19 protein-coding genes are annotated in these 25,604 nt (G+C 61.4%); 11 read left to right on the top strand and 8 right to left on the bottom strand.

Annotation, left to right across the window (positions count from 1 at the left end; genetic code table 11):
- Positions 1 to 18: 18 nt before the first annotated feature.
- Positions 19 to 1,407, bottom strand: coding sequence for a hypothetical protein (locus VKV28_13695; protein HLH77851.1), 1,389 nt, complete (start codon positions 1,405 to 1,407; stop codon positions 19 to 21).
- 393 nt (positions 1,408 to 1,800) lie between these two features.
- Here VKV28_13695 and VKV28_13690 point away from each other — a divergent pair, with 393 nt between their 5' ends.
- A complete protein-coding gene (locus VKV28_13690; protein HLH77850.1) occupies positions 1,801 to 3,240 on the top strand; it encodes a hypothetical protein in 1,440 nt (479 codons plus the stop codon).
- Positions 3,241 to 3,459: 219 nt separating this feature from the next.
- Positions 3,460 to 4,704: an MFS transporter gene (locus VKV28_13685; GenBank protein ID HLH77849.1), complete on the top strand. Its 1,245-nt coding sequence runs from the start codon at positions 3,460 to 3,462 to the stop codon at positions 4,702 to 4,704.
- A 159-nt stretch (positions 4,705 to 4,863) separates the two neighbouring features.
- Here the strand turns inward: VKV28_13685 and VKV28_13680 are convergent, their stop codons facing one another.
- The 6 genes from VKV28_13680 to VKV28_13655 form a co-directional block, all read right to left on the bottom strand.
- The gene (locus tag VKV28_13680) at positions 4,864 to 6,384 is read right to left on the bottom strand and encodes an AAA family ATPase (protein HLH77848.1); all 1,521 of its coding nucleotides are present in this window, start codon (positions 6,382 to 6,384) and stop codon (positions 4,864 to 4,866) included.
- 157 nt (positions 6,385 to 6,541) lie between these two features.
- On the bottom strand, positions 6,542 to 7,450 hold the full coding sequence (locus tag VKV28_13675) for a PfkB family carbohydrate kinase (protein HLH77847.1): 909 nt from the start codon (positions 7,448 to 7,450) through the stop codon (positions 6,542 to 6,544).
- Positions 7,451 to 7,520: 70 nt separating this feature from the next.
- A complete protein-coding gene (locus VKV28_13670; GenBank protein HLH77846.1) occupies positions 7,521 to 9,047 on the bottom strand; it encodes a hypothetical protein in 1,527 nt (508 codons plus the stop codon).
- Complete coding sequence (locus tag VKV28_13665) at positions 9,031 to 12,468, bottom strand: SAM-dependent methyltransferase (GenBank protein HLH77845.1); 3,438 nt, start codon at positions 12,466 to 12,468, stop codon at positions 9,031 to 9,033. The genes VKV28_13670 and VKV28_13665 overlap by 17 nt, the downstream gene beginning before the upstream one ends.
- A 10-nt stretch (positions 12,469 to 12,478) precedes the next feature.
- Entirely contained in the window at positions 12,479 to 13,528 is a 1,050-nt protein-coding gene (locus tag VKV28_13660; protein HLH77844.1) for a hypothetical protein, read from the bottom strand.
- A gap of 111 nt (positions 13,529 to 13,639) precedes the next feature.
- The gene (locus tag VKV28_13655) at positions 13,640 to 14,425 is read right to left on the bottom strand and encodes an aldolase/citrate lyase family protein (GenBank protein HLH77843.1); all 786 of its coding nucleotides are present in this window, start codon (positions 14,423 to 14,425) and stop codon (positions 13,640 to 13,642) included.
- Positions 14,426 to 14,633: 208 nt separating this feature from the next.
- On the opposite strand from VKV28_13655, the gene VKV28_13650 reads away from it, so the two are divergent.
- On the top strand, positions 14,634 to 15,191 hold the full coding sequence (locus VKV28_13650) for an NUDIX hydrolase (protein ID HLH77842.1): 558 nt from the start codon (positions 14,634 to 14,636) through the stop codon (positions 15,189 to 15,191).
- 14 nt (positions 15,192 to 15,205) lie between these two features.
- Positions 15,206 to 15,568 (top strand): DOPA 4,5-dioxygenase family protein, encoded by a 363-nt coding sequence (locus tag VKV28_13645; protein ID HLH77841.1) that lies wholly within the window; start codon positions 15,206 to 15,208, stop codon positions 15,566 to 15,568.
- On the opposite strand, the gene VKV28_13640 is transcribed toward VKV28_13645, so the two are convergent.
- Complete coding sequence (locus VKV28_13640; GenBank protein ID HLH77840.1) at positions 15,544 to 16,860, bottom strand: APC family permease; 1,317 nt, start codon at positions 16,858 to 16,860, stop codon at positions 15,544 to 15,546. The two genes, VKV28_13645 and VKV28_13640, sit on opposite strands and share 25 nt — an antisense overlap.
- A 291-nt stretch (positions 16,861 to 17,151) precedes the next feature.
- On the opposite strand from VKV28_13640, the gene VKV28_13635 reads away from it, so the two are divergent.
- The 7 genes from VKV28_13635 to VKV28_13605 all read left to right on the top strand — a co-directional run bounded on the left by VKV28_13635 (position 17,152) and on the right by VKV28_13605 (position 25,568).
- The gene (locus tag VKV28_13635; protein HLH77839.1) at positions 17,152 to 18,927 is read left to right on the top strand and encodes a tetratricopeptide repeat protein; all 1,776 of its coding nucleotides are present in this window, start codon (positions 17,152 to 17,154) and stop codon (positions 18,925 to 18,927) included.
- A 58-nt stretch (positions 18,928 to 18,985) separates the two neighbouring features.
- Complete coding sequence (locus VKV28_13630; protein ID HLH77838.1) at positions 18,986 to 19,786, top strand: DUF4292 domain-containing protein; 801 nt, start codon at positions 18,986 to 18,988, stop codon at positions 19,784 to 19,786.
- Positions 19,779 to 21,482, top strand: coding sequence for an ABC transporter substrate-binding protein (locus VKV28_13625; GenBank protein HLH77837.1), 1,704 nt, complete (start codon positions 19,779 to 19,781; stop codon positions 21,480 to 21,482). The genes VKV28_13630 and VKV28_13625 overlap by 8 nt, the downstream gene beginning before the upstream one ends.
- Before the next feature lie 12 nt (positions 21,483 to 21,494).
- On the top strand, positions 21,495 to 22,478 hold the full coding sequence (locus VKV28_13620; GenBank protein HLH77836.1) for an ABC transporter permease: 984 nt from the start codon (positions 21,495 to 21,497) through the stop codon (positions 22,476 to 22,478).
- Between the two features lie 32 nt (positions 22,479 to 22,510).
- A complete protein-coding gene (locus VKV28_13615) occupies positions 22,511 to 23,524 on the top strand; it encodes an ABC transporter permease (GenBank protein HLH77835.1) in 1,014 nt (337 codons plus the stop codon).
- 72 nt (positions 23,525 to 23,596) lie between these two features.
- Positions 23,597 to 24,559: an ABC transporter ATP-binding protein gene (locus VKV28_13610; protein ID HLH77834.1), complete on the top strand. Its 963-nt coding sequence runs from the start codon at positions 23,597 to 23,599 to the stop codon at positions 24,557 to 24,559.
- A 43-nt stretch (positions 24,560 to 24,602) separates the two neighbouring features.
- Entirely contained in the window at positions 24,603 to 25,568 is a 966-nt protein-coding gene (locus VKV28_13605) for an oligopeptide/dipeptide ABC transporter ATP-binding protein (GenBank protein ID HLH77833.1), read from the top strand.
- The last annotated feature ends 36 nt before the right edge of the window (positions 25,569 to 25,604 follow it).

The raw sequence follows: 25,604 nt of genomic DNA, 5'->3' as shown, positions 1-25,604 counted from the left end.
GGCAGTTGTGGCCCAGAACTAAAGAGGCCTCTGTGAGGTGCCGACTTCAATGGCGATTTGTTCCATCGAACGGGGTCGTAACCGTTTGGCTGCGGCGAAGCGCAGCACACGATCCAGGTCGTCGATCCGATTGGATTGCCAGGGACGCGGCAATCGTTTCAGACCGAAATAACCAGGGTGAGCGGTAAGCATAATCGGCAATCCCAAGACACCATGAGCCAGTAATAGATCGTTATAGAATCGCCACAGCGACCAGCGCCGTAATACGAGCGGCCCGTCATCGGCGTAAAGTCTGCGGACTATCGAATAGTTAAGGTAGCTCGGTACGCCAGTAAAGAGTTCGTTGTACGCGAACAGCGAGACGCCCACTGCGTGCAAGCCAGCCGCAGCGAGCTTGCCCAGCGCCCCAGCAGAGCTTCGTTCGAAGGGAAAGATCATTATTGGCTGAAAACATACCTTGTAGCGCTCTTCGATTTCCCTAACTAGCTTGCGTCCAGTCGCGATCTCGCGTTCAAAATTCATGGTGAGATCGTGGGGCACGTGACGAGCGAAGCCATGCCACAAAAAGCCTGAGCCAAAGCGCTTGAGTAACTCCACGTAGGAGCGGGTGGGGTGGCGATGGGAAGGAGTCCAGGAAAAATCAAGATGCACGCCCGGTAATACATCGTTGGCATGCTCGAACAGCCTGCGCAGACTGGAAAGACTGAAATAATCATAATCGATGGGCCGGTCGTCGATGGTGAGATTGAACGCGACAGGCCAGTCGAAGTCACGCCCAACTGCTCGGTCAATAGAAATCAAGGCACCCAAATGCCGGGCTCGGCCAGCAGGATCGGCCAGGCGAAGCAACAATGGACTAACATCCGTGCCGGCATCAGAAGTGAGGTCGAAGATGGCGCATCCTTCACAGTAATTATAGGCAAAAAGTACCGCCAAGGGCTCGTTATTGAGGGCCTTTGCGTACATCAAGGGTTCGTATGGTGGTTGCAAGTCGGGCGAGCCACCGGAGCTAAAGGGGCCTTCGGAGTGTTCGACGCGTAAGACCGAGGGCAGCAGCTTGTGAGCGGGAAAGTTATGGGACTGCATTTCGGCGGCAGGCAGCCCGAAGAAGCCTGAGCCTAAAAATCCGGGCAGACAAATGTGAGTTCTTTCGGCAGGTGCGCCTCGAACGTAAAGCGTGCCACCCGCACGTAGTAGTTTTTCGAGTGCCCGTTCGCTGGTTGCGCTGAGTCTTTGCAAGCGCTCCAGAGTTAGGACAATCAAGTTGTGCGGCGTGGGTGTGATGCTTAGTAATTGAGCTTCGTCGCCGAAGGAGACCCGAACCCCGCGCAGCGCCGCCATCTGAGCTGCAATTTGTGGATGGTCAGAAGAATCGGCGATAAGCCAGCAAGACGCTATTTGTGCCACCTTTTTGCGCTTTCTTTTGTACCGCCAGCAGCGGTAATGGCCCACCAAGTGGCGCACTTATGGTGCGTTTCGGGATGCTGAAGCAAGCAACATGCCGAGAAAATAAGCTCAAGAGTAAGGGATAAGAGATGGTTTAGCGAACAGGGCTGAGGTCAAGCCGTCGTCAGTCTTGACGGTGCAGCTTTGTAAGCCTTACAAAAAAGTTTTATCCAAACCACTTAAGAGCCAAGCATCATCACAGCTTTGCTCCGAACAATTTGGCTATTGCTGTTTTTATCGAATCTTGTTGGTTTCTTCGAGTTGGCGATAGCCCTGCGTTACACTGGCACGTCAATTGCTGCCCAGTCTTGACCAAGACAACATTCATCTAAATCTGGCGCAAGGCCTAGTCTTATGACACTACCCGCGCTTTCGGCTGATAATGCGGTTGCCACAGAGGATCCTTCATTGCCCCTGGCAGGACAAGTAGATCCTTCGTCAGGGCAACGGATACCCTTAAGTACGACGAATTTGGCGGAGGACGGGGCGGGTTCGAAATTCGGCCCCATCGCGGCGATTTTAAAGGCAAAAGGCGCTACCTACTGCGTGTTGCATGGCTGGGAGGAAGCTAGGCGAGGGACGGAGAGTGACGTTGACATAGTGATTTTGCCCAGCCATTTGACGGTGCTCAGCGAGGCGATTGAATTGGGCGGCTGGCGCATCATGCAATTAATCCATTACGAGGTCGGTGCTTATTTTTTCGTGGCCACCACGATGCGCGGCCAGCAACGCGAGTACTTATGCATCGACGCCATCACGGACTTCCGGCACTGCGGCTGGCGCTATCTCAGCGGCGAGCAATTGCTTGATGGTGCGCATAGTGACGTGGGCATGATGGTGGCCGCGCCGACAGCGCAATTCGTCTATTTGTTGGTAAAAAAGATTTTAAAAGGCAAGATTCCACCCGGGCAACGACTCATCCTTGCGCAACTTGCCGACCAATTGGGCGGACAGGCGCAGCTTATTGGCGATGCCATGGTAGGCAGAGCGCGCGGTCGCCAATTACTGGGATGGATCCGAATGGGCTACTGGGAGCAGGTGGAAAGCCATACTGGGGCGCTGCGCCGTGCACTCAAGCTTCGCGCCATGTTGCGCTATCCGGGTAATCCGCTGCGCTATTGGCCGGCCAACATCAAGCGGCTGCTCCGCCGCCTGTGGTGTCCTGACGGCCTGATGCTGGCGTTGCTCGGTCCGGACGGCAGCGGCAAGAGCACCCTGGCCGCGCATTTGGCCGAGGATTTCGTCCCTACCTATGGCGACAAGCAGCGCTTTCATAAGCGGCCGGACATTTTTGGGCGCCACACTTGGACACCAGACCCCCAGCCTCATTCCGACCCATGCTTTAAGACCTGGCTGTCAGTAGTTAAGCTCGTTTACCTCGCGATCGACTATATACTGGGTTACAGCTTGTTGATCAGGCCCTCTCTCGTTAGGTCGAACCTGGTGATTTTCGATCGCTATTACACGGACCTCTTGATTGATCCGCAGCGGTACCGTTTAAACGTGCCAGCGTGGCTTGTTCGTGGCCTCGAGCGCATCATTCCCCGCCCGGGCCTGACCTTGATACTCGAAGCACCCGCTACTTGCTTGTTGACGCGCAAGGCGGAGGTATCGCTCGATCTCCTAGCCATTCTGAACGCGCGCTATGGCTCCTTGGCAAAGGGCCGTGCCGATACGATCGCCATCGATAGTTCGCGTCCCCTTCCGGAGGTGGTTGCGGCTGCCGAAAACGCAATCTGCGATTTCCTCCACCGGCGCTATCTTAAACGCACCCACGGCGGAGTTCATCTATAGGGGATTAAAAACCGATGCCGACGAAGTTGGCCTCTCCAAGGGCGCGAGTGCGGAGCTGAAATCCTTCGGATAAGTCTCGGAAGGCGCTCCCCGCTGCTGTGCGCGACAGTTCTGAACGACACAACCTAAAAGGCGAAGCCTGGACCTCCTCGCGCCGCTCGACTTTTTCCCCCACCTGCGCCACTGTGGCCTGCGCAGACTTTTGCAGCGGTGGGGTAAATGAAACAGCAGCGGCTGGCATGGCTGACCGTGGCGGGATTGTGGCTGACCCTGGCCATCATGTTCGGATCGGTCCTGCCCACCCAGGGGCTCTACTATAAGCCAGTATCGGCGTTCTTTCACACCTCCCGCGAAGGGGTCGCGATGATCTCTTCGCTATCGGCGATTGGGATGTGCGCGGGCGGGTTGTTGGCGGGCGCTTTGATGGTGTGGCTGGACGCTCGCCGCGTCATCATGATCGGCGCGGTGCTAAGCGGCTTAAGCTTCTTCGCCGCGGGCAGCGCGCACACTTTCTCGGCGCTGCTGTATAGCAATCTGCTGGTCGGGCTGGGGGGCGGCTTGGGCGGTTTGGTCCCGGTTTCCTTCATCGTCGGTAACTGGTTTGGGCGCCGGCCGGGCTTGGCGATGGGCGTGGCGATGGCGGGCACCTCGCTCGGTGGCAGTGTGATGGTGCTCATCGTCAACTCGCTAATCGTTCATTTCGGCTGGCGCGCTTCCTATCAGGCGATGGGCTTTGCTCCTTTCATCATTATTTTGCCGCTGATGCTGATCCTGCGCAGCGCGCCCCCGGCGCCCCGCGCCGATGAGCGCGAGGCAACAAATGTGCTGCCCGGCTTGGAGGTGGCGCCCGCCCTGAAAACCCGGGAATTTTGGACCATCGTCGCAAGCGAATGGACAGCGGGAGCCGCCGCCGGCGCTGTGGTGCCCCATCTGCCCGCCTATTTAACCGGCATTGGGTACCGCACAGGGCAAGCGGCGATTGCGGTCAGTGTCGTGCTGGGCATCACCTCGCTCGGCAAGGTGATGCTTGGACTGTTGGCCGACCGGCGCAGTGGCCGTTTGGCTACCGTGATCAATTGCCTATTGGAAGGGCTGGGCGGAATGCTGTTAATCGGCGCGGCTCACTCCGGCTTTTTGCTGCCCGCACTGGTTTTTTACGGCCTGACCTGGGGTACGCCGCTGGCTCTGCTGCCGGTCTTGACGATCGAAACTTTAGGCCTCAAGCGCTACGGCCTGATCGCCGGGCTCTCCAACTTGGCTTTGACTATCGGCCAGGCCTCCGGATCGCTGCTGGCGGGATGGACCTTCGATCGCACTGGCGGCTACGCCGACGCCTACGCCGTTATGGCTCTGGTATTGCTGGTCAACGCGATGGCGGTGGCCGCTTGTCGGCCCTTGTCTGTACTCCAGAAGTTCATGCGCTCGGCGGTCGCGGTCAAGCCGGCGAGCGCGGCCTTGCCTTGAGTCGGGATCGCTGACTTTGGATCGACGAGATGAGGATTAAGACCCCTATCCTCATCGTGCGCCATGGCGCGCTGGGTGACGAACCAAGCGCGCCTTCGAACGGCGCGCCCGCGTGGGGCTTCGGCTTTGGTGGTCGCGCGGGTCCTCGTGCTGGTGGGGTCAGCGGCCGATTGGAATGGGCGAGGCGCGCAGAGCGCGTTCAAAGGCCCAGCCGCGGATGTGATCGATTTGCTCTTTCATCGTGCGCGCCAGTGGTACGATGGTGACCGCGATATTGACCAAATCTTCTTCCGTCACCGGGCGTTCTTCGAGTTGCGCTTTGGTCAGGGCCGAGACCACGCATTGTTCTATCTCGGCGCCGGTCCAACTGTTGGAGAACGCCGCCAAACGTTCCAGATTGAATTTATCCGTGTCCACGCCGCGCCGGTTGAGATGAATTTTGAAGATCTCCAGGCGCTCATTCTCCAGCGGCACGTCGACGAAGAAGACCTCATCAAAGCGCCCCTTGCGGATCATTTCCGCAGGCAGCAGATCGATCCGGTTGGCGGTGGCCGCCACGAACAGGCCGCGGGTCTTTTCCTGCATCCAGGTCAGGAAGAAAGCAAAGATGCGTCCCTGCTCGCCACCTGATTCGGCCGAGGTGATGCCCATCTCGATTTCGTCGAACCAGATTACCGCCGGTGCCATCTCCTCCAGCATCCGGCAAGCCTGCACAAAGATGCCCTCGGCCTGACCATGGCGTCCGGAGAAGACCTCGATCATGTCGATGCGATAAAGCGGCAGCTCGAATTGGGAGGCGATCGCCTTGACGCACAGGCTCTTGCCGCAGCCTGGAATACCCATCACCAACACCCCTTTGGGTGCGATGTCAGCACTCAGGCTGTCGCGAAGCTGAAAGAGCTTGCGCCGCTCCAACAGCCAGTTCTTCAGCGTTTCCAGACCGCCCACCTGGTTCAGCCCGGTCCCGTCCGAGATGAACTCGACCACCCCGCTGCGGTTGACCAGCAGTCGTTTCTCCTCCAGCAGCGCGGGCATCGATTCAGCGCTCAGCCGGCCGTTGGCGGCCAATGCGCGGCGCACCGCATGGCGCGCCTCGTCCAGGGTCAACCCTTGCAGGGCCCGCGCGAGCTGCTCGAGGGTGGTTTCGCTGGCGTCGGCTTGCATACCCAGATTTACCACCTGGCGGGCTTCTTCGCGCAGAAAGTCGGTCAACTCGAGATGATCGGGTAGGCGCAATTCCAAATAGACCAAGTCGCGCTCGATTTCCTCGGGAATGAAACGCACCGGCGAGCTGATGACCACGAACTGGCGCTGATCGAAACAGGCTTCGTACAGATCGCGCAGGCGGCGGCGAATCTCGGGCGCCTCGCGCATCGGCTCGTGAAAATCCTTGAGATGAAAAATGGCGGGTGCCTTATGCGCGGCGATAAAATCCAGCGCCTCGCGTGCCCCCTGCGCCTTGACCGCGCCCTCGGCATCAAGCAACCCCTGGGTTAGACTCCAGGTCCATACCGGGAGTTGCAGGTCGTGGTAGAGGCGTTGGCCTAGCTCGCGCAGCACGCGCGCGATGCGCCGTTCTTCGGCCGAACGAATATAGGTGAGCGGCCGCCCGGATTCGAAAATCTCACGCAGGTTGCGGGCGGCGCGGCTTTCCGCTTGGGCGTGTTCAGACTGTGCCATAACAACTAGTTTCAGCCCGACCTTTTCAGAATCGCGTCCCTCCTTCTCCTATGTCCTCCCGAATCTCGGGAAGAAGCGTGAGGAAGGATGCCGGCTTTTACGGTGCTGTTTTTATAGCGCGACGCTCTCGCCTACCACCGGGTTTTTCAGCCCCTTGCTAGAACTGGGTCAAGGCCACGAACTGCCGGTAGCGCTTGTCGATCCCTTCCTGATCCAACTCGCGTAGCCGATTGAAGCTGAAGTCCTCGACCACCATCGAGGCCAACACGCTACCGTAAACCATGCCCTGACGGATGGCAGCAATCGTGAGGTTGCCTTGCTTGGCCAGCCAGCCCATCAGGCCGCCGGCGAAAGTATCGCCTGCGCCGGTGGGATCGACCACCTCTTCCAGCGGATAGGCGGGCACCGCGAAAACCGAATCGGACGAAAAATGGATCGCGCCGTATTCGCCGCGCTTGATTACTACATGGCGCGGTCCCATCGCGATAATGGCGCGGGCGGCTTTGACAATATTGTCGTGGCCGGAGAGCTGGTAGGCCTCCTGATCGTTGATGACCAACAGCTCCACCCGCCGCAGCAGTTCAATCAGCTTGGAATGGGCATTTTCGATCCAGTAGTTCATCGTGTCGGCGGCCACCAGGCGCGGCCGATGCAAATCGGACAGTACCCTCAACTGCAGCGCGGGATCGATATTGGCCAAAAAGCAGACCTCGGCCTGGCGGTAGCTGGCGGGCAGTTGTGGGGTGAAATCGGCGAACACGTTGAGCTGCAAATCGAGGGTGTCGCGCACATTCATGTTCTCGTGATAGCGCCCGCTCCAGCGAAAGGTCTGACCGTCGGCGATTTGCAAGCCCTCCAAATCGATCCCGCGTGCGCGAAAGAACTCCAGGGCGCTGGCCGGGAAATCGCGTCCCACCACTCCCACGATTGCTACCGGCGCAAAGAAACTGGCGGCTACTGCGAAATAGGATGCCGCCCCGCCCACTGCCAAATCAACTTTGGCGCGCGGGGTCTCGACGTTATCGAAGGCCAGCGAGCCGACCACTACAATCCTGGATGCGTTCATTGCGACTTTCTTCCTGCCTTGACCACCGGCGCACGCCTGATACAGCGGCGCGCCGCGTCCGCCGACGGAGTTAATGCGGGCGCGGATACCGGCTGACGTTATCTCCGCGATGGTAATGGGTGGTGGACGCGCTGTCGACCTGCCGGGCCAATACCCGCTCATAGGTCGATTCCTCAGTCGGCGGTTCGGCTGTCGCGCTGATCCTCGTGATACCTTCCAGGGTTGCCAATATTTGAGTCAAAACCTGCACTCTCGCCCCCACTCGACAACCGCGGCGCGACAGCTTAGCGCGCACTGCGGCGATTGCCCGCCGCCCCTCGGGCGAGCGCGCGCTCAGAGTCAGGCGCGAGCGCGCGATCAGCGGCGGCAGCCAGTGGGCGGAGCCGAACACGGTGGCGCCTTCAAAGCGGCCAGCCATTGCGCTGACGATCGCCGAAGCTCCGGGCAGGTCGGTGTCCACTGGCGGATAGATGCGCGCGGAGAGCGGCGCGCGGTCGGCGATCGCGGCCAAAATGGCCGCCGGCGTGCGGGCCAGTTGCGCCAGCCACGCGGGCCGCAACCGCGCCGCTCGATTCATCACCCGCTGGGCCCAACGATGGCCGCTGCGGTCGCGATAGTTGCGGTAATAAAAGACGCAGGTCTTGGTGATGCCATACTTGAGCAGTTCGCCGCACTGACCGGTTTCAGTGGGTGCGCCGCACGCTCCATTGCGCAGCGACTTGGGACATTCCAGATGGTTGAATAGACGGGTAAGAATTGCACGCGGCGCGCCATGGGCGCGGCTGAACCACGCGGCTGGAAAACGGCGCGCCAAGGCCACGACCGCGCGGCGGGTTAGAATGGGAAGCCACAGCGCTTGTTTAAGCACCCATTCCCACGCGCGCCACGAGGCGCGCACGAGGGGATTGCGGTGGGCACGCAGGGGGCGGAAAATCTCGCGGTCGAAGAAATTTGCCTCCAGTTGGCGCTTGCCCACAAAGCTTTTGCCCATCGTGCAGGTGAATTGCCATGCGCCGCTGATTCCGCACGGGCCACCGCACAACACCTGACCAAAGAAGGGATGCTTGAAGGAAAACTCGCCCAGCACCGCCAAGCTGTACCAGAACGGGTGGCGTTCCAGCAGACGCGCGAAGCGGTGTCGGCGCGCGCCTTCGTCAAAGACGATCGCCAGAGGCCGCTGAGGCTCCAACAAATCCTCCGGCGCCAAATGCAAGTTGATCTCGAGGTCTGCCTGAGCGCGGGCCTGCGCGATAGCTTGACTGTTGGGCTCCCATCCTTGGGGCTGGCAGAGCAGGCGCAAATCCAACAACGGATAGCCTTCCGCGACCGCCAGCGCTTGGGCTAGGGTTTGAATATCGTCGGGCAGGGTGGGATGGGGGCGGAAATCGGAGGCAAGTTCGCTCACCATCAGCAGCTGGGGTGTGCGGGTGACCGCGCGCTCGAGCAGGACGGGGCGGCGCAAGCCGCTGGGCGTGCCCGCGGCCGGGGCGAAGCCGAATGGCATCAGGGCATGGCGCACCACGCCGAGCTGGTGGCTGAAGGCCTCTGCGTGAAGCGCGGAGCCCAAGCGCGCGCCTACTTCAAACATCGCTGCCATCGCGCACCTCGCTGCCGCTGGGGCGCACTAGGGCGCTTAGGCGGCGCAGTTCGCGGCCGTTGCGCGGCACAAACAGTAAGCCGCTGACCATTGGATACTCGCGCAGCATCGCGATTGCGCACTCGCTCAGCCCCACTCCCAGCTCCAGGAGCGCGGCTTCCTGGACGGCCTTGAGCACGGCAGCGGCTTCCTGGCCGCGCGCAGCGCGCCGGCGCGCACCGTCCATCGCGCGCCGGAGCGCGGGCAGCATGGCGGCCCCTCGCTCTGGCGTGAAGAAGTCGGGATAGCCCGGAATGGGGGCGATCGCGTCAAACAACTGGGTACCCAGGTGGTCGTCATCGTGATCGTCCAACTGAGCGACCAGCCGAACCACGTTGCGTTCTAGCTTGCCGTAGGCGGCGATCAGCGCGGCGGGCATCAGGACGCCCGGGGCGCGCGCCAAGCTGGCAATCTGGCTGAGCGTGGCCAGGGGAAAAACCTCCGGGATGAGGCGTACGCGCCCATCTCGATTATCATGCGCGATCAGATCGAGGACCGCCCGGCCTCGTTCCAGATCGTACACCGGCTGCGTGAAAAGAACATCGACGCCGGCGCTGTATTTGAGCCACACGTCGCGCTTGACCCGAGCCTCTAGGGTGGGAATGCCGGTCCATGACATCGCCCCTGCCACCAGGATGCGCGAGCCGCGCGCCAAGGCCCGGCCGTCGACGCCTTCGCCGTTGCGCATTCGGTCGGCGATCCGGATCCCGTGAACCGAATCCAGCCACCATTGCCCGTCGCGCTCGAAATCACCGGTGAGAATGAAGAAGTTGGCTACGCCGCGGTCTTCAAAGGCCTGGATATCCCGCTCTAAGTCGCGTCCTTTGCGCCCGCGCATCTCCAACGTGACCACCAGACGATCGGTCTGTAGGCTCTCCAGCAAAGGGGATTCGAGCAGCTCGCGGCTGCGCCAAAAGCGCGGGTTAGCCAGTCGGGCCGAGGTCAGCGACAGCGCATCGACGTGACTTTGCATTTGGAATAGGCGTCGGCGCAGTTGCTCCACGGATTGGCCGCGCGGCAAATCCACCTCCGCCAGCAGTACGAACTCGCCGTCCTCCAGGCGATGGGTCAGGGTGGGCAAGCGCAGGCGCAGACGCGCCAGCCCCTCGTCGGCCGCTTCCGGTTCGATTAAGTCGAGAGCCGGAGTCTGCAGGGGCCGATGATCGAGGAAGGCTTCCAGGTCGCGTAAATCTTCGGCGGTTAAATCCACCTGGATACTCACCCGCCGCTCGCCCTGGCAATAAAGCACTTCGGCCAGCAGCGCGGCCAGCTTGACGAAGATGCTTTGGGCGTGAGGATCGCGGCCGGCGCCATGATAGTAAAACTCGCGCATCAAGGCGGCCAGCGGCAGCGATTGGTCCAGCCGCGTGCTCCAGTCGTGGTCGCGCAGCAGCCGACCAAGAGCGGCGGGCAGGTCACGCAAATTGTTGCGCATCCGGCGCGGTAAGCCGGGGATAGTCAGGTCGCCCAACCGGGTGGCATCGATGCCGGTGAGCTGCTGGAGCAGGTCGCGCGAAAGGGTCGCGCTCTGGCCCTGGCGCTGGCGTACGCCAAGAGTGTAGGAGGAGGTAGCTTCGCCCAGGGTCAACTCCACGGGATGGTAACTGCATTCGAAGCCAGCCTCGCTCAGCACCTGCACCAACAGAGCGCCGTTGGTGCCCACCCACACCCCGTTATCGTACTTGGCCAGCTCCGCCCAGCGCTGGCAGAACTCTATTGGCCGCTGCAGAAAAATGTCGGTGAAACAAGCGTAGCCCCGCTCGGGATGAAGCAGGCCGATGTCCGCGGTCAGGGTGGCCAGGGCAGTGTCGCTGGTGACAAAGCGCACGCGCGTCAATTGTGCCATCTCCCGCGCGAGTAGGGCACCATAGCGATGGACGGTGGCCAGCTCGCAGGGTTCATAAGCTTCGTCGAACTTGACCGCTTGCCAAAGCGCGCTCCAGAAATTGATGAAACGGGTCTGCTGGTCGGGGCTGAAGCTGCCCGCGTCCTTTTGTCCCTCAATAATCGCCATCAGTTCGGCCAGCGTCATCGCATGCTGACGTTGGAGCTCGGCGAGCCGCGCGCTGGCTACGATCGCGCGCACTTTGACCTCGTAAAAGCGGCCGTCGTGCTTGGCGAACAGGCGGGTGGGAAGCTGATCGAAAAAGTTGGCGTGGCGGAAATAGATAAAGCGCTGGCGCAGATCGACGAAGCTGCCGTCTTCGCGGGCCAGCTTCGGCTCCGGATTGGCGCTGAGATCCCAAAACAGGATCTCCAGCCGCCGCGCGGAATCGGCGTTGAGGCCCAGATAGCCGCGCCCTTCCAGCTCCCGGCGCGCCAATTCCAGCACTTGCGGCGAGACGTCGGAGAGCACCACGTGCATGCGGCGGAAGTAGGCCGGGTAATGGCGGAACAAGTAATCAAGCACGCCGGCGGTAAATTCGCCGGAGCCTGGCGCCTTTTCGTGCATCCACAGCTCTTCGTCCGCTGCCAGAGTGCCCTCCCGCTCCAGCTCGTGCACGTGGGAGGCGAAATTCTCGGCCGCCTCGTCGATAAATTCTTGATGATGGGACTCGGATTTGCCCTTGGGTAGGGCACGCTGATAGCTCTTTCCGGTCACCCGCTCCCAGATTCCCAGATAGCGCCAGAAGGCCTGGTTGAAGCGCCACACCACGCTTTGGTCGTAGGCCACGAAGGTGGGGTCCAGCGCGACCCCGTGCGTGCGCTCCAGGGCCTGCTCCAGCGCGGCGCGCAGGCGCGCTCCGAAAGCCGGCGTGCCCTCCAGTTGGGCTACATCGATGGTGGCGGTGTCAAAACCCAGTGGCAGGCGGACCGGCGGGCTGAAGGTGTTGTGGTCGGCCCAGCGCTCGATCTGCCAGCACAGGCGCCCGCGCTCGGGATGGGTACCAAAGGCGCGCAGCTCCTGGATGACGTCGCGATATTGGCCAAAGGACAGATTGCCTTTGGGGTCGTTGAACTCCACCCTTCCGTCCAGCGCCCGGCCCGCGTGTACGCCAAAGCGCGCTTCCAGTAGTGTCGCTGCCTCGGCGAAATCGCCTACCAGCAGCAGGTCTTCGAGCAAATGGTCGGGCGCGTTTCGCGGCACTCCAATGCGTCGGGTGGCGCGCGCCGCGGGCAGCCCTTCCAACTCCGGGCGGCCTTCTTTGAGCGCTACTTTGAGACTACTCAGCGCAGGGCGCTCAGCCGCCGGCATAATCGCGATCAGGCGAGAATAGATAGCCTTAATCAGGCCGAAATCGCCGGCGATGGTGGCTTTCCCCCGGCGCAGGCGAGCGCGCAGCTTGCGCGCGGCTGGATCGACTTCGGTGGCTGCGCCGATTCGGAGCACACCGCCGCCCTCATCGGCTTGCGGGTGCAGGACGCTGAGCCATCGAGCCATCACAAACGCTTTAGCGTAGCTGGTTGGGCAGCTCTTGGCGCTGAGCTAACAGATCCTGGCGCGCCAGCCGCGCGCCCTGAGCCATCGCCGCCAGCTTGGCGTAGGCCAGGCTGCGATCGAGCAGGACCAGGCCGCAATCCGGGCCCAGCCACAGTTTGTCGGCGGCGATGTAGTCCAAAGCTTGCAACACGGTATGACGAATCCGCTCGGGGTCTTCGACCTGATGAGAACCGATGTCGATCACCCCAAAGATGACTTCCTTGTCTCGACACAACTTAAGCAAGGACGGATTGAGGTGGGGCGCGGCGCATTCCAGCGAGAGCAGGTCGAAGCCCGAATCGACCAGGTAGGGCAACAGCTCTTCGTAGCCGTGCTCGCGCACCTTGGTGCCGTCGCTCGGGTAGCCGTAGCAGACGTGGACGGCCGTGCGAGCGGTGATTCCCTGCAGGCAGCGGGCCAATGCCGCCAGCCCCCATTGGCGTACCCAGGCCGGGTAACGGGTGAAGGCCGGTTCGTCGATTTGAACCACGTCGCAGCCCGCCGCCACCCACTCGCGCAACTCCGCATTGATCGCCGCCGCCAAATCCATGGCCAGGGTCTGACGATCGCCGCGGTAGTATTCATCCACGCTGGTGTCGATAAGCGTCATGGGCCCGGCGATCGCGGCTTTGATGGGCAGGTCGGTATTGGCGCGCAAAAAGCGGACGTCATCCACCGCCAGCGGCTGCTCGCGGCGCACTGGCCCGACAATCCGCGGCATCGCGACCTGATGGCGGCTGCCGCGCAGCGGGCGGGCCACCGGGTGCTCGAAATCAAAACCACCCAAGCGCCGACTGAAGTAAAAGACGAAGCTGTCGCGGCGCTGTTCGCCGTCACTAATGAGGTCCAAGCCCAAGCGCTCCTGAGCTCGGATAGCCAGAACGGTGGCGTCATCCTGGCCCTCGCTGAGGATGTCGGCACGCAGATGCCATCCGCCGAACAAGATGCCGTGTGGATCGGATAGCCACAGGGGGCGCGGGTAGCTCCCGACCACGGTAGTGCGGATCGCGGCGGCGCTCATCGTGGGTTAATCTCGGCTGGTGAAAAATTGCTCACGAGGTCGAGTATCTTCTTCTTCGCGCAATAATCCAAGTCCTCCCGGCCTTTTGGAGCTACATTCTTGCGTGCTGCGCTAACGCGGCTTGAGCAGCTCTCGGGTTTCCCGCACGATACTCTCCGCGCCCACCGCGACATGGCGCGCATCGCCGGCCACCGTGACGAAACCAAAGCCCATGTTGATAGCGCGTGCGGCGTAGCGGCTGGAAGTGGTATGGATTCCCGGCACTTTGCCGCGCGCGTTGGCCTTGCGCGCGATATCTTCTATCAGCCGTAGGAAGTCGGGCTCCTCGCGATCCATCCCGGGCGCCATCCCTAGGGCGATGCCCAGATCGGCGGGACCGATGTAAATCCCGTCCAGAGTTTCGACCTCCAAAATTTGATCCAATTCGGCGATTGCGCCGGCGGTCTCGATCATCCCCAGCGCCAGCACCGCCTCGTTGGCGCGCGCCGCATAGTCACGCCCGTACACCATCGGTGCCCGCAAGGGGCCGAAGCTGCGGTTGCCCATGGGATGATAGCGGCAGCCGGCGCCGAATCGGCGCGCCTCGGCGGCGTTTTCGATAAGCGGACAGATCACCCCGAGCACGCCCAGGTCGAGCATCCGTGTGACGAAAGTCGGGTCGGAACTAGGAACCCGTACCACTGGCACCACGTCGGTGGCGGTCAGTGCGCTGACGATTTCCAGCACGTTGCGGTAATCCATCACGCCATGCTGCATGTCGATGGTAAGCGCGTCATAACCGGCACGCGCCATGATTTCGGCGGCGATCGATGTCGGCATGCTCAACCAGCCGTTAAGGGTCGGGGTTCCGGCCCGCCAGCGTTCGCGCACCAGATTTCTCAGCGGTAACAGCGGCATCGAAAAACCTCCCGTGGGCCGGAGCGGACCGGCGAAGAGACGTAAGCTGGCACTGTAACTTTTGCCCGCCGCCCGCTTCAAGTCTGGCTCGCCGCGAGTAATACCGGCGCAGGCCGAGCTAGCTAGGTTGCTCGGCCAAGACGCGGCGCTCTTCAGCCGGGGGCGGGCAGGGCCTATAGTTAAGGTATCTTTCGCGCGGGGTTGTGCATTGAAACCAGCCAAATGGACCACGATCGCAAGCCAGCCGGTTTTCAGCACCCCGATTTTTACCCTCCACCAGCATCGCCGCCGTCACCATCGCCACGGCGAACACGACTTCTGGGTCATGGAATGCGGCGACTGGGTCAACATCATTCCCATCACCCGCGAGGGACAGGTGGTGATGGTGCGCCAGTACCGCCACGGCACCGAGGACCTGACCCTGGAGATTCCCGGTGGCATGATGGATCCGGAGGATGGCACGGCGCTGGCGGCGGCGCGGCGCGAGATGTGGGAAGAGACCGGCTACGACAGCCCGGAGATAAGCGAACTGGGCCGCGTGCGCCCCAACCCCGCGATTCAGACCAACTATTGCCATTCCTTCCTGGCGCGTGACGCGCGCCTGACCCGCAGGCCGCGGCTTGATGGTACCGAGGATATCGAGGTGGTGCTGGTTGGGCGCGAGGAGATTGCGGGGTTAATCGTGCGGGGCGAGATCAGTCATGCCCTGGTGATCACGGCTTTCGCCTTTCTGGATCTTTATCATCCGGCCTCCCGCCAGGTTTAAAGGAGCATTTTACGATGGCACAGGAAGCGGCGTCAGGAGTGCGCGATCCGGCGATAATCCGTGGCTATCACGCGCACGTTTACTTCAATCCCGATCAGGTGGAGACGGCGGCAAAAATCCGCCAACTGGTGGCCGGCGCCTTTCCCTTGGCGCGGCTGGGGGGATGGCGCCCACAGCCGGTCGGGCCCCATCCCAAGGCGATGTACTTGATCGAATTCAAACCCGATGAATTCGCCCGGATCATTCCCTGGCTGATGCTCAATCGCAGCGGCTTAACCGTGATGGTTCATCCCTTCACCGATGACGGCGGGCAGGACCATTCCGCCAACACGCTGTGGCTGGGCGAGCAGTTTCAGCTCAAGACCGAGGGGTTGTAAGACGCTTGGGCGCAGGCCGACTGGCTCCAGCGGCGGCAAAAGCGCCAGGCCGGCCAGGTACTTACACCCAATAGTGCTGCGCCGACCAACTGAAGCAGGCCATGGGTGCTGCCCAGCGCGACCGTGAAGGTCAGGCCCCAGACCAAGAGGGGAGCAATCACCAGCACGGCCAGTACTCCTGTGCCGCCGGGAATGGTGAACAGACCAAGGCGTTGTGGAAACAGCCGGCGCAGGCGAATCAGCGCCGCCAGCTCCAGCATCAGCCCAGCCATATAAAAGGTGACGTCCAGCAGCACCAAGAGGCCGAAGCCTAGCGGCATCAGGACGGTGCAGACCCCGCACCACGCTACAATCGCGACCCATGGCGTAAGGGTGCGCTTGCCCAACGTGCTCAAGCCGCTGGGCAGGTAACCCTCCAGGGCCAGGATGAAAGGCAGGCGCGATACCCATAGCATCGCGGCCTGAAAAATCGCCAGCGCGCTTACCATCCCACCCAGCGCCAAAGCGCGCCCCAGCAGATGGCCGCCCACCCGTTGGCCGATCTCGGCCAAGGCTCCGCTATGCCATGCCGCGGAATTACCCATTACGGCGCCGCCCACGGCAACCGGGAGCAGATACCCCAGCACCACCATCGGCAGGACGATCGCCATCGCGGCCAGATAGGTTCGGCGAGCGGTCTTGATCTCCTCTGCCACGACACTGAGATTCTCCCACCCGCTGAAGTTCCAAATCACGACCACCAAAGTCATTCCCAAGGCGTGATATCTGCCGCTGGCCAAGGTTTCGGCCGGTGGCGGCAGGGGATGCTTGAGCAGTAGCGCGCCGCCCGCCATCACCATCGCCAGCAAGGGTGTGAGGAGCAGGGCGCACAAGGCAATCGAGGTGCGCCCCACCAACTTGACCCCAATGATGTTGAGAAGGCCGCAGCTCCAGACCATCAGCAGCGCCAGCGCCAGTTGAGCGCGGGCGGTGAGCGGCCAGATGAAGGCCAAGTAAGAGGCGAACAGGACCGGGTAGAGGGTCATGTCAACCGCGGTGTACAATAAGGTAAAATAAGCTTCGGCAAAACCGGCGAAACTACCCAAGCCTTCGCGGACCCAGACGTAAAAGCCGCCTTCGACTGGGAATAGGGTGGTTAGTTCGGCCGCCATCAAGGCGGTGGGTAGGCTGACGGCGAGGGGAACCAGCAGGCATAGCAACAGGGTGAGACGTACGCCGCCCCAGCCGATCGCCTCCTCGATTCCGTAAGCGCCGCCGCTGATGGCGAGATACATGACGGCGACCAGCGCCAACAAGCCGATCTGCTTGCCTCCCAGTCGGGGTGTTCGCGGTGCGGGCTTGCGGGAGGCTTTGCGGCTGAGCGGTTTTATCTTCACTGTTAAGGCGAGAGCGCAGCGCGCGCGCCGAAAGTCTGAAGCCTAAGTGGGTTAGAGTCAACGGAAAGGGGGTGCGGGCTAGGTTCAGCATAAATGGTACACGAAGAAGACGCGTCGAAGTTCCAAGCCGGGCTTAAGCCTGATCGCATTGACCCTGCCAAAGGCCTATGTTAACTCTGTTTTTTCGATCGCGAGTTGAATCGCTCCATGAAATTGCGCGGGACAGTTACCCTAACCGTGCTGTTCGCAGCCCCGGCGCTTTTAGCGGCCTGCTCGACAGTCAGCTACTTTTCCAACACGCGGCCCAGCGCCGCCGCCACCGCGGCCACCCAGGATACCCCCTTTGGCGGGCTGCCCGCGGTCACCCCGCCCGCCAACGCCCGGGCGATGGGCGATTTTCTCAAGGCTGAATACGCCAGCAACCAGGGCGATCGTAAGGCCGCGATGGGCTTTTACGAGGATGCCGTACGCGACGACCCCACTAATGCCACCTTGCGCGTGCGCCTGGCCACGCTGTATGTGCGCGACGGGCAACTTCCCCAAGCCTTGGCGCAAGTCAATCGGGCGCTTGAACTTGACCCCACGCTGGTGGACGCGCGTCTGTTGGCGGCGGGACTGGATTCAGCCACGGGGGACAATGCGACCGCGGCCAAGCAATACGAACAGGTACTCAAGACTGATCCGAAGAACCAGGAAGCTTATCTCTATCTGGGCACTTTGTACGCCAAGCAGGGCAATTACAAGCAGGCGCTGGCAACTTTCCAGCGGATGATCACGCTGGACCCGCGTTCCTTCCTGGGCTACTACTACGCCGGTCGCGTCAGCGCGGCAGCTCAGAACTATCCCGCCGCCGACAACTACTTCCAACAAGCCTTGGTGCTCAATCCCGATTCCGAACTGGTGCTAATGGACGTGGCGCTGCTGCGCGAGTTGGAGGGCAAGACGCAGGAAGCCGAACAGATCTACCACAGAATCCTGCTCTCCAATCCCGACGACGACACCGCGCGCAAGCGCTTGGCCGAGCTGTACGTCGGGCAGAAGAAGTTCGACCAAGCCTTGGACGAATTCAAGCGGTTGGAGAAGCTGGAAACCAATCCCGAGGACACGCGGATCAAAATCGGGTTACTTTACTTCGAGCGGGGCGATTTCGAACGCGCCGCGGTCGAGTTTAACCTGGTACTGGGCGCGCAGCCCAACAATTACCGAGTTCATTATTATTTGGGCAGCGTGTATTCGGAAATGAATGAGCCCAAAAAGGCCGAAGCCCAATTTCAGCAAATCCCGCCCAACGCTGACCACTTCGTCGAATCGCGGGTCCATCTGGCCTACCTGTACGACAAGGACAAACAGTACGACGAGGCGATCGCGGTACTGAAGCAAGCCTTGGAGAAAAAGCCCAACGACGCCGAGTTGATGGGGTTCATGGCCGGGATTTACCGTGAAAAGAAGGACTTGCCCGACGCGATCGCGCTGTTGCAGAAGATGACGGTCGCCGACCCCAAGAACGACAAGTTTCATTTCACCCTGGGCGCGCTCTATGACGAAGACAAGCAGCAGCAGGAAAGTATCGCCCAAATGAAGGAAGCCATCCGCCTCAATCCCAGCAATGCGCAGGCGCTCAACTACTTGGGCTATACTTACGCCGAGATGGGCACCAACCTGAGCGAGGCGGAGAAGCTGGTGCGGCGAGCGATCGACCTGGAACCTCAGGACGGCTTTTACATCGATAGTTTAGGCTGGGTCTATTATCGGCAGGGGCACTACCGGGAGGCGGCCAAGGAATTGGAACGGGCGGTGGACTTGACCGACGACGATCCCACCATCACCGAGCATCTGGCGGATACCTATGAGAAGTTAGGCAAGTACGAGGCTGCCAATCATCTCTACAAACAAGCCTTGGCCAAGTCCCAGGAAAGCGATCAAGTCCAGCGCTTGCGTCTCAAACTGCAATCCCTGCGGGCCGAGCAGCACGTCCAACAGTAGTTGCCGACCGCGGCGCGACGCCGCTGCGCGCTGGTTCCCGAGCCTGCTGTGGATACCGATGCTGGCATGGTTGGCGTGGAGCTGCGCGGTTACCGCGCCCGCGCCCATAGTCGCCCCGGCCGCCGCGACCTCGGCCGACGCCGCGCAGGCGCAGGGGTTGACCCGCGACTTGCTCGCCCGCGAACGGCGATTGGTTGGCCTTCAAACCGACGCCGTGATGAGGTATCAGGCCGCCACCGGAAGCTTGAAGGCGCGCGAAACCATCAGCGTGCGGCGCAGTGGACGCTTGCGGGTGGAAGTAATGTCGCCCTTCGGCCCGGCCTTGGTGCTGGCCGCCAGCGGTGGTCAGCTGGGAATCTACGACCCCGGCCAGAACGTTTTTTATCGCGGGCGCGCCGATGCCGCCACGCTGGCGCGGTTCGTGCGGATCCCGATGGATCCCGGGCCGGCGGTGCGTCTACTGCTCGGCCTCATGCCGCAGGAACTCGCGCCCGACAGTATCCCCAGTTCGGTTCGGCGTCAGGATGACTTGTTGGTGGCCGACTACCGCTTGGCGAGTGGCGGGACCGAGGAGTTGGGCTTTAGCGGAGGTCATTTGGCGTTGGTGCGCCTGAGTGGAGTGGGCAGGCAAGCGGGTTACCAGGTTCGCTACAGCGACTACCTCGACATCGGCGGCTTGCAGTTCCCCCATCATTTGCAGGCTGAATTTGCAGCCGCCGGCGCTCGTCTGGATGTTCGTTACGAGCGTCCGATCGTCAATCCCGCGCTGTCCGACGCGCTGTTTGTGCTGGCGCCCGGCGCCGGCGCGCGGGAGGTAAACCTGGATTCCGCCGGCGCCGGCATGGGGAGCAATGGCTGAGCATCCAAGCCTACGCCGCCTACTGGCGCTGACGATCCTTGTAGCCGTGAGCGCTGGTTGTCACATTCGCCGGCCCACCGACCATCACGAGCGCGATCAGATCCTGTATTCTAACGTGGGCAGCGATCCACGCACCTTCAATCCGCTGCTGGTTACCGACGCCGGTTCGGGTGCGGCGCTCGGCAACCTGTTCGAGGGCTTGGTGCGGATCAACCCCGAGACCACGTTGCCCGAGCCCAATCTGGCACAAAGTTGGGAAATCGCGCGTGACGGCAAAAGTATCGTTTTCCATCTTCGCCACGGCGTGAAATGGCAGGACGGCGCACCCTTTACCGCCCATGATGTAGTCTTTACCCTACGCGCGATTTACGATCCCCGCGTGCCCAACAGCGAGCGCTCCACCCTGCTGGTCGACGGCCAGCCGATCGTGGCCCAGGCGCTGGACGATTACACGGTACGGATGACGATGGCGCGGCCGTTCGCTCCGCTGCTTTACGCGGTGGGCTTCGATATTCTGCCCGCGCACATTCTGGAGCCGGCGCTGAAGGCGGGTAAATTCACTCAAACCTGGGCGATCGACACCCCACCGGCCAAGATTGTCGGCTTGGGCAGTTTCGAGCTGACCCGTTATGTGCAGGCGCAATATCTACAGTTCGCCCGCAATTCTGACTACTGGATGCGCGCGCCCGACGGCTCGCGCCTACCGCGCCTGCATGGGGAAACCGACCTGATCATTCAGGATCACAACGCCGCCTACCTGCGCTTTCTTTCCGGCCAATTGGACGTTTACGATCCGCTGCCTGAAGAGGTCCTTGATCTGCACGTCAAAGCGGCTGGCTTGGGCGTCACCTTGCGTCAGATTGGTTTAGATACCGGCTCGCTGTTCTTCGCCTTCAACCGCAATCCGCGCCATTTCATTCATGACGGCGTCACCGACCCACGGCTGCGATGGTTCACCGACCTCAACTTCATGCGCGCCTTGGCCCATCTGGTGGATAAGCAGGGGATGATCAACCTGGTCTTTCATGGCCTGGGCAAGCCGGCGATCTCCGATATTTCCCCCGAGAACAAGGTTTTTCACAATCCCAATCTTAGCAACTACACCTACGATCCCAAGTTGGCGGCGCGGCTGCTGGACGAAGCGGGCTATCGTCTGATAGCGCCGCACGTGCGCGCCGATCCGCAGGGCCATCCCTTGATTTTCAATTTGATCACCAATGCTGGCAATCCCAGCCGTGATCAAATCTGCATAATCTTCAAGCAGGACCTCGCTAATGTCGGGATTACGGTGAACTATCGCCCGTTGGAATTCACCACCTTGGTGGACAAGTTGGATACGACTTTTGATTGGGACTGCGTGTTGATCGGCTTTACCGGTACGATCGATCCCAACGATGGCTCCAATTTTTATCGCTCCTCGGGCAACCTCCATCTCTGGGACCCGAATGAACCTCATCCGGCGACGCCATGGGAAGCGGAAATCGATCGGCTGCTGGACCAGGGGGCGAGCGAGATGGACGTCAAGAAGCGCGCGCTCTATTACTGGCGCATACAGCAAATTCTGCACGACCAGTTGCCCATTATCGAGACTGTGCGCCAGGAAGAGTACTCGGCCTACAAAAACGCGTTGGAGAATTATCGGCCCACGGTCTGGGGGCTGTATCAGCCCGAATATATTCAGTTTCGGGCACAATAGGCGGCGATCGCGGTGGCGCGCTTTATCGTCAAACGGCTGCTGGGCATGATCCCGCTTCTGCTGGGCGTGACCTTCATGTCCTTCCTGGTAATGTCGCTGGTGCCCGGCAATTTTCTCTCCAACCTCAAGATGAATCCGGCCATCTCGCCCCAGACGATCCATCAGATGGAGGTTCAGTTCGGGCTCAACCAGCCCTTGATGGTGCGCTACTTCAAATGGCTGTGGAATGCGCTGCATCTGGATTTTGGAATTTCACTCGCCTATCGGGTCAGCGTGGTTAACCTAATCGCGTCGCGCGCGCTCAACACCATGATCCTGGCGGGGACCAGCATGCTGCTGTCATGGGCGCTGGCGATTCCGATCGGAATCGTGGTCGCGGTGCGTCAAAACTCGATTTGGGATCGGGTGCTGTCCTTCCTGGCCTTCTTCGGCATGTCGCTGCCCAATTTCTTTTTCGCCTTCTTACTGATGTTCTTGGCCTTACGCACGGGTTGGTTTCCGATCGGCGGCACCTTCTCGCCCGATTACGATCGGCTGGATGCCTGGAGCAAGCTGCTCGATCGCACCGACCATCTGATTCTGCCGGTAATCGTGCTGGGCACGGCAGGGATGGCGGGTTTGATGCGTCTGATGCGCTCGCAGATCCTGGAGATCAAAAATTCCGAGTTCGTGCGCACCGCGCGGGCCAAGGGGCTGCCCGAGCGGGTCGTGCTCTACAAGCACGTGCTGCGCAATGCGCTTAACCCCTTCATCACGTTGGCCGGTTACAGCCTGGCCGATCTGCTGGGCGGAGCCGCGCTGGTCGAAGCCGTAATGAATCTGCAGGGGTTGGGTTTGCTTCTGCTGGACGCGGTGCGCTCACTGGACGTTTACCTAGTGATGGGTTCGGTGCTTAGCGGCACCCTGCTCCTGCTGCTGGGCAATCTGCTTGCCGACGTGGCTCTGGTTGCGGTCGATCCGCGGGTAGATTTTGGCTCGCTGGGGGGCTCCTCGTGAGTTTCCCGCGGCCCATGCAGGTTTGGCGCGCTTTGAGGCGGGAATGGCGGCTCGCTTCCTGGCCGGTACGGATTTCCGTCGCCTTGCTCCTGCTGTTCTACCTGATGGCGGCCGGTGCGCCGGCGCTGGCGCCCTACAATCCCACCTATCAGAACCGGATGTTGCCCGACTGCCAACCGATGGAGTTGCATCTGGCGGCGCCGGCGGATTGGAGCCACGGACTGCTCTACACGTACCCAATGGTGCTTGATGCCAGCGATCCGCTGGAGCGCCATTATCGACCCGACCGTGCGCATAGGGTCTACCTTCATTTCTTCACGCGCGACCGATTGCTGACCACCGCCGCCGGCGCGCCCCCGTATTTCCTTGTGGGAAGCGATGAATTGGGACGCGATCTGGCCTCGCGCATCATCTACGGCTCGCGTATCAGCATGTGCGTAGGTCTAGTAGGAGTGGCGATCAGCTTTAGCCTCGGGATCCTGGTGGGCACTTTAGCCGGGTACCTGGGCGGCCTGCCCGACAACCTGATCATGCGTTGGACCGAGATTGAAATGTCGTTACCCTCCTTCTATTTTCTGCTCGCCCTGGCGGCGGTCATTCCCCCCGGCTTGAGTTCGGGTGAGACTTTTTTCGTGATCGTGGCGATTATGAGCGTGATCGGTTGGGCCGGGTTGGCGCGTGTGATTCGCGGGATGGCGGCCTCGGTGCGCTCGCGCCCGTACGTCGAGGCGGCCCGCGCGCTGGGCGCCTCAACCCCGCGTATCATGCTGCGCCACTTGATTCCGTCGCTGCTGGGTTATGCGGTGGTGGCGGCCACGCTGTCGATACCCGGCTTTATTCTGGGCGAAAGCGCGCTTTCGCTGTTGGGCTTGGGGATTCAGGAGCCGGCGGCTAGTTGGGGCAATATGCTGGCCGAGGCGGAAAAAGTGCAGAACCTGATGCGCTATCCGTGGATTTTGATTCCTGGCCTGTTCATTTTCCTGACCGTGATGTCCTTCAATTTTTTGGGCGACCATTTGCGCGACCGGCTGGATCCGGCCAATTGATGAAGCCGCCGCGCCGCGATTGCTCCCCGCACTGGAGCCGGGCTCGCACCCGATGATAGCCTGAAACTCGAGATGCAACCGTTACTGGAAATCCGCGATCTGCGCACCTCCTTCAGCACCGAGGCGGGGAAAGCACGCGCGGTGGACGGGGTCAGTTTCACCGTCGGCGCCGGTCGCCTGATGGGGTTGGTGGGTGAGTCGGGATCGGGCAAGACGGTCACCGCGCTGTCGATCATGCGCTTGTTGCCTGAGAATGCGAGCATCCAGGGCGGTCAAATCCTGTTCGAGGGACAGGATCTGTTGAGCTTGTCAGAGGAGCGGATGCGCCATGTTCGGGGCGCCGGTATCGCGATGATTTTTCAGGAGCCGATGACCTCGCTCAATCCGGTCTTTACCATCGGTAGCCAGATTGGCGAGGCGATCCGGCTCCATCAGAATAAGTCGCGGGCCGAGGCCCGCGCGCAGAGTATCGAGATGCTGCGGCTGGTCAAAATCGCCGATCCCGAACGCCGTATCGATGACTACCCTCATCAGTTATCAGGTGGGATGCGCCAGCGGGTAATGATCGCGATGGCGCTATCGTGCAATCCCAAACTGTTGATCGCCGACGAGCCTACCACCGCGCTGGATGTGACTATCCAGGCCCAGATCCTCGATTTGATAGCCGAGCTGCGCGAGCGGCTGGGACTGTCGGTGTTGCTGGTGACCCACGATCTGGGGATCGTGGCCCAATATGCCGACGACGTGACGATTCTATACGCCGCCAAAGTGATGGAACGGGCGCCCGCGCGCCAGCTCTTCGAAAACCCGCTCAATCCCTATACCCGCGCGCTCCTGCAATCGATCCCGGGCTCGGGAGCCACTCGCCATCGCCGGCTCAAGGCTATTCCGGGGAGTATTCCCAGCCTGCTCCATCCACCCAGCGGCTGCCGATTCCACCCCCGCTGCGAGGCGGCGGTGGCCGACTGCATGCGCATCGAACCACCCCTTGAGGAGAAGCGGCCCCACCACTATGTCGCCTGTATCAGGGTCTGAAATCGTAGCCTCGCCTGCGGCGCGGCCTGGGCGGATCGCGCCCTTGGTCGAGACGGTCGCGTTATGCAAGGAATTTGCGGTTGGCACCCAAGGGCTGTTCACCAGGCGGCGGCTCGCAGTCAAGGCAGTCGACGGCGTTAGTCTGCAAATTCGGCCCGCCGAAACGCTGGGCCTGGTGGGTGAATCGGGTTCGGGGAAATCGACCCTGGGCCGGCTCATTTTGCGCTTGATCGAACCCACCTCGGGCAGTGTGCGCTTTGACGGCCTGGAATTGGCTGGATTGAAGCGGGCCGAGTTGCGCGCGCTGCGCCGACAAATGCAACTGGTTTTTCAGGATCCCTACGCTTCGCTCAACCCCCGGATGACGATCGAGGCGATTGTGGGCGAAGGGATCGATATTCATCGCTTGGCGCGGGGCGCTCAACGGCGTCGGCGTCTGGTCGAGTTGCTACGGATGGTGGGCTTGGAGGAGGAAAGCTTAGGCCGCTACCCGCACGAATTTTCTGGCGGTCAGCGCCAGCGAATTGGCATCGCCCGCGCGCTAGCGGTCAATCCTCGCTTCCTGGTTCTGGACGAGCCCGTCTCCGCCCTCGACATGTCGATTCAGGCGCAAATTATCAACCTGCTCCAGGACCTGCAGGAAGAGCTCAAGCTGACCTACCTGTTTATCGCCCACGACTTGCGGGTGGTCGAGCATATCAGCCAGCGGGTTGCCATCATGTACCTGGGCAAGATCGTCGAGATCGGTAGCCGCGAGCAGATCTATACCACCCCTCGCCATCCTTATACCCAGGCGCTGCTGGCCGCAGTGCCATCGATCGATGCGGTAGGGCAACCGCGACACCTCGAGCTGCCGGGCGAGGCACCCAGCCCGATCAACCCGCCTAGCGGTTGCAGCTTCCATCCGCGCTGTCCCTACGCTCGGGATATCTGCCGCAAGGACAGCCCCGCGCTTATCGAAGGCAGCAGCGGGCAGGCGGTTGCCTGCCACGTGTTCCCGGCGCAGTGACAAGCGCTTGCCCGTGCAATAGACTACTGGCGTGCG

Source organism: Candidatus Binataceae bacterium, assembly GCA_035294265.1.
Classification (GTDB): Bacteria; Desulfobacterota; Binatia; order Binatales; family Binataceae; genus DATGLK01.
Note: the sequence above shows the minus strand (reverse complement) of the source record. Positions and strands in the feature narration are given on the sequence as shown.

Coding starts and splice junctions, on each gene's coding strand:
- VKV28_13645 (HLH77841.1), top strand. CDS start 15,206: ATGGCACAGGAAGCGGCGTCAGGAGTGCGCGATCCGGCGATAATCCGT.
- VKV28_13655 (HLH77843.1), bottom strand. CDS start 14,425: ATGCCGCTGTTACCGCTGAGAAATCTGGTGCGCGAACGCTGGCGGGCC.
- VKV28_13630 (HLH77838.1), top strand. CDS start 18,986: ATGCTGGCATGGTTGGCGTGGAGCTGCGCGGTTACCGCGCCCGCGCCC.
- VKV28_13660 (HLH77844.1), bottom strand. CDS start 13,528: ATGAGCGCCGCCGCGATCCGCACTACCGTGGTCGGGAGCTACCCGCGC.
- VKV28_13635 (HLH77839.1), top strand. CDS start 17,152: ATGAAATTGCGCGGGACAGTTACCCTAACCGTGCTGTTCGCAGCCCCG.
- VKV28_13690 (HLH77850.1), top strand. CDS start 1,801: ATGACACTACCCGCGCTTTCGGCTGATAATGCGGTTGCCACAGAGGAT.
- VKV28_13675 (HLH77847.1), bottom strand. CDS start 7,450: ATGAACGCATCCAGGATTGTAGTGGTCGGCTCGCTGGCCTTCGATAAC.
- VKV28_13610 (HLH77834.1), top strand. CDS start 23,597: ATGCAACCGTTACTGGAAATCCGCGATCTGCGCACCTCCTTCAGCACC.
- VKV28_13680 (HLH77848.1), bottom strand. CDS start 6,384: ATGGCACAGTCTGAACACGCCCAAGCGGAAAGCCGCGCCGCCCGCAAC.
- VKV28_13670 (HLH77846.1), bottom strand. CDS start 9,047: ATGGCAGCGATGTTTGAAGTAGGCGCGCGCTTGGGCTCCGCGCTTCAC.
- VKV28_13665 (HLH77845.1), bottom strand. CDS start 12,468: ATGGCTCGATGGCTCAGCGTCCTGCACCCGCAAGCCGATGAGGGCGGC.
- VKV28_13685 (HLH77849.1), top strand. CDS start 3,460: ATGAAACAGCAGCGGCTGGCATGGCTGACCGTGGCGGGATTGTGGCTG.
- VKV28_13625 (HLH77837.1), top strand. CDS start 19,779: ATGGCTGAGCATCCAAGCCTACGCCGCCTACTGGCGCTGACGATCCTT.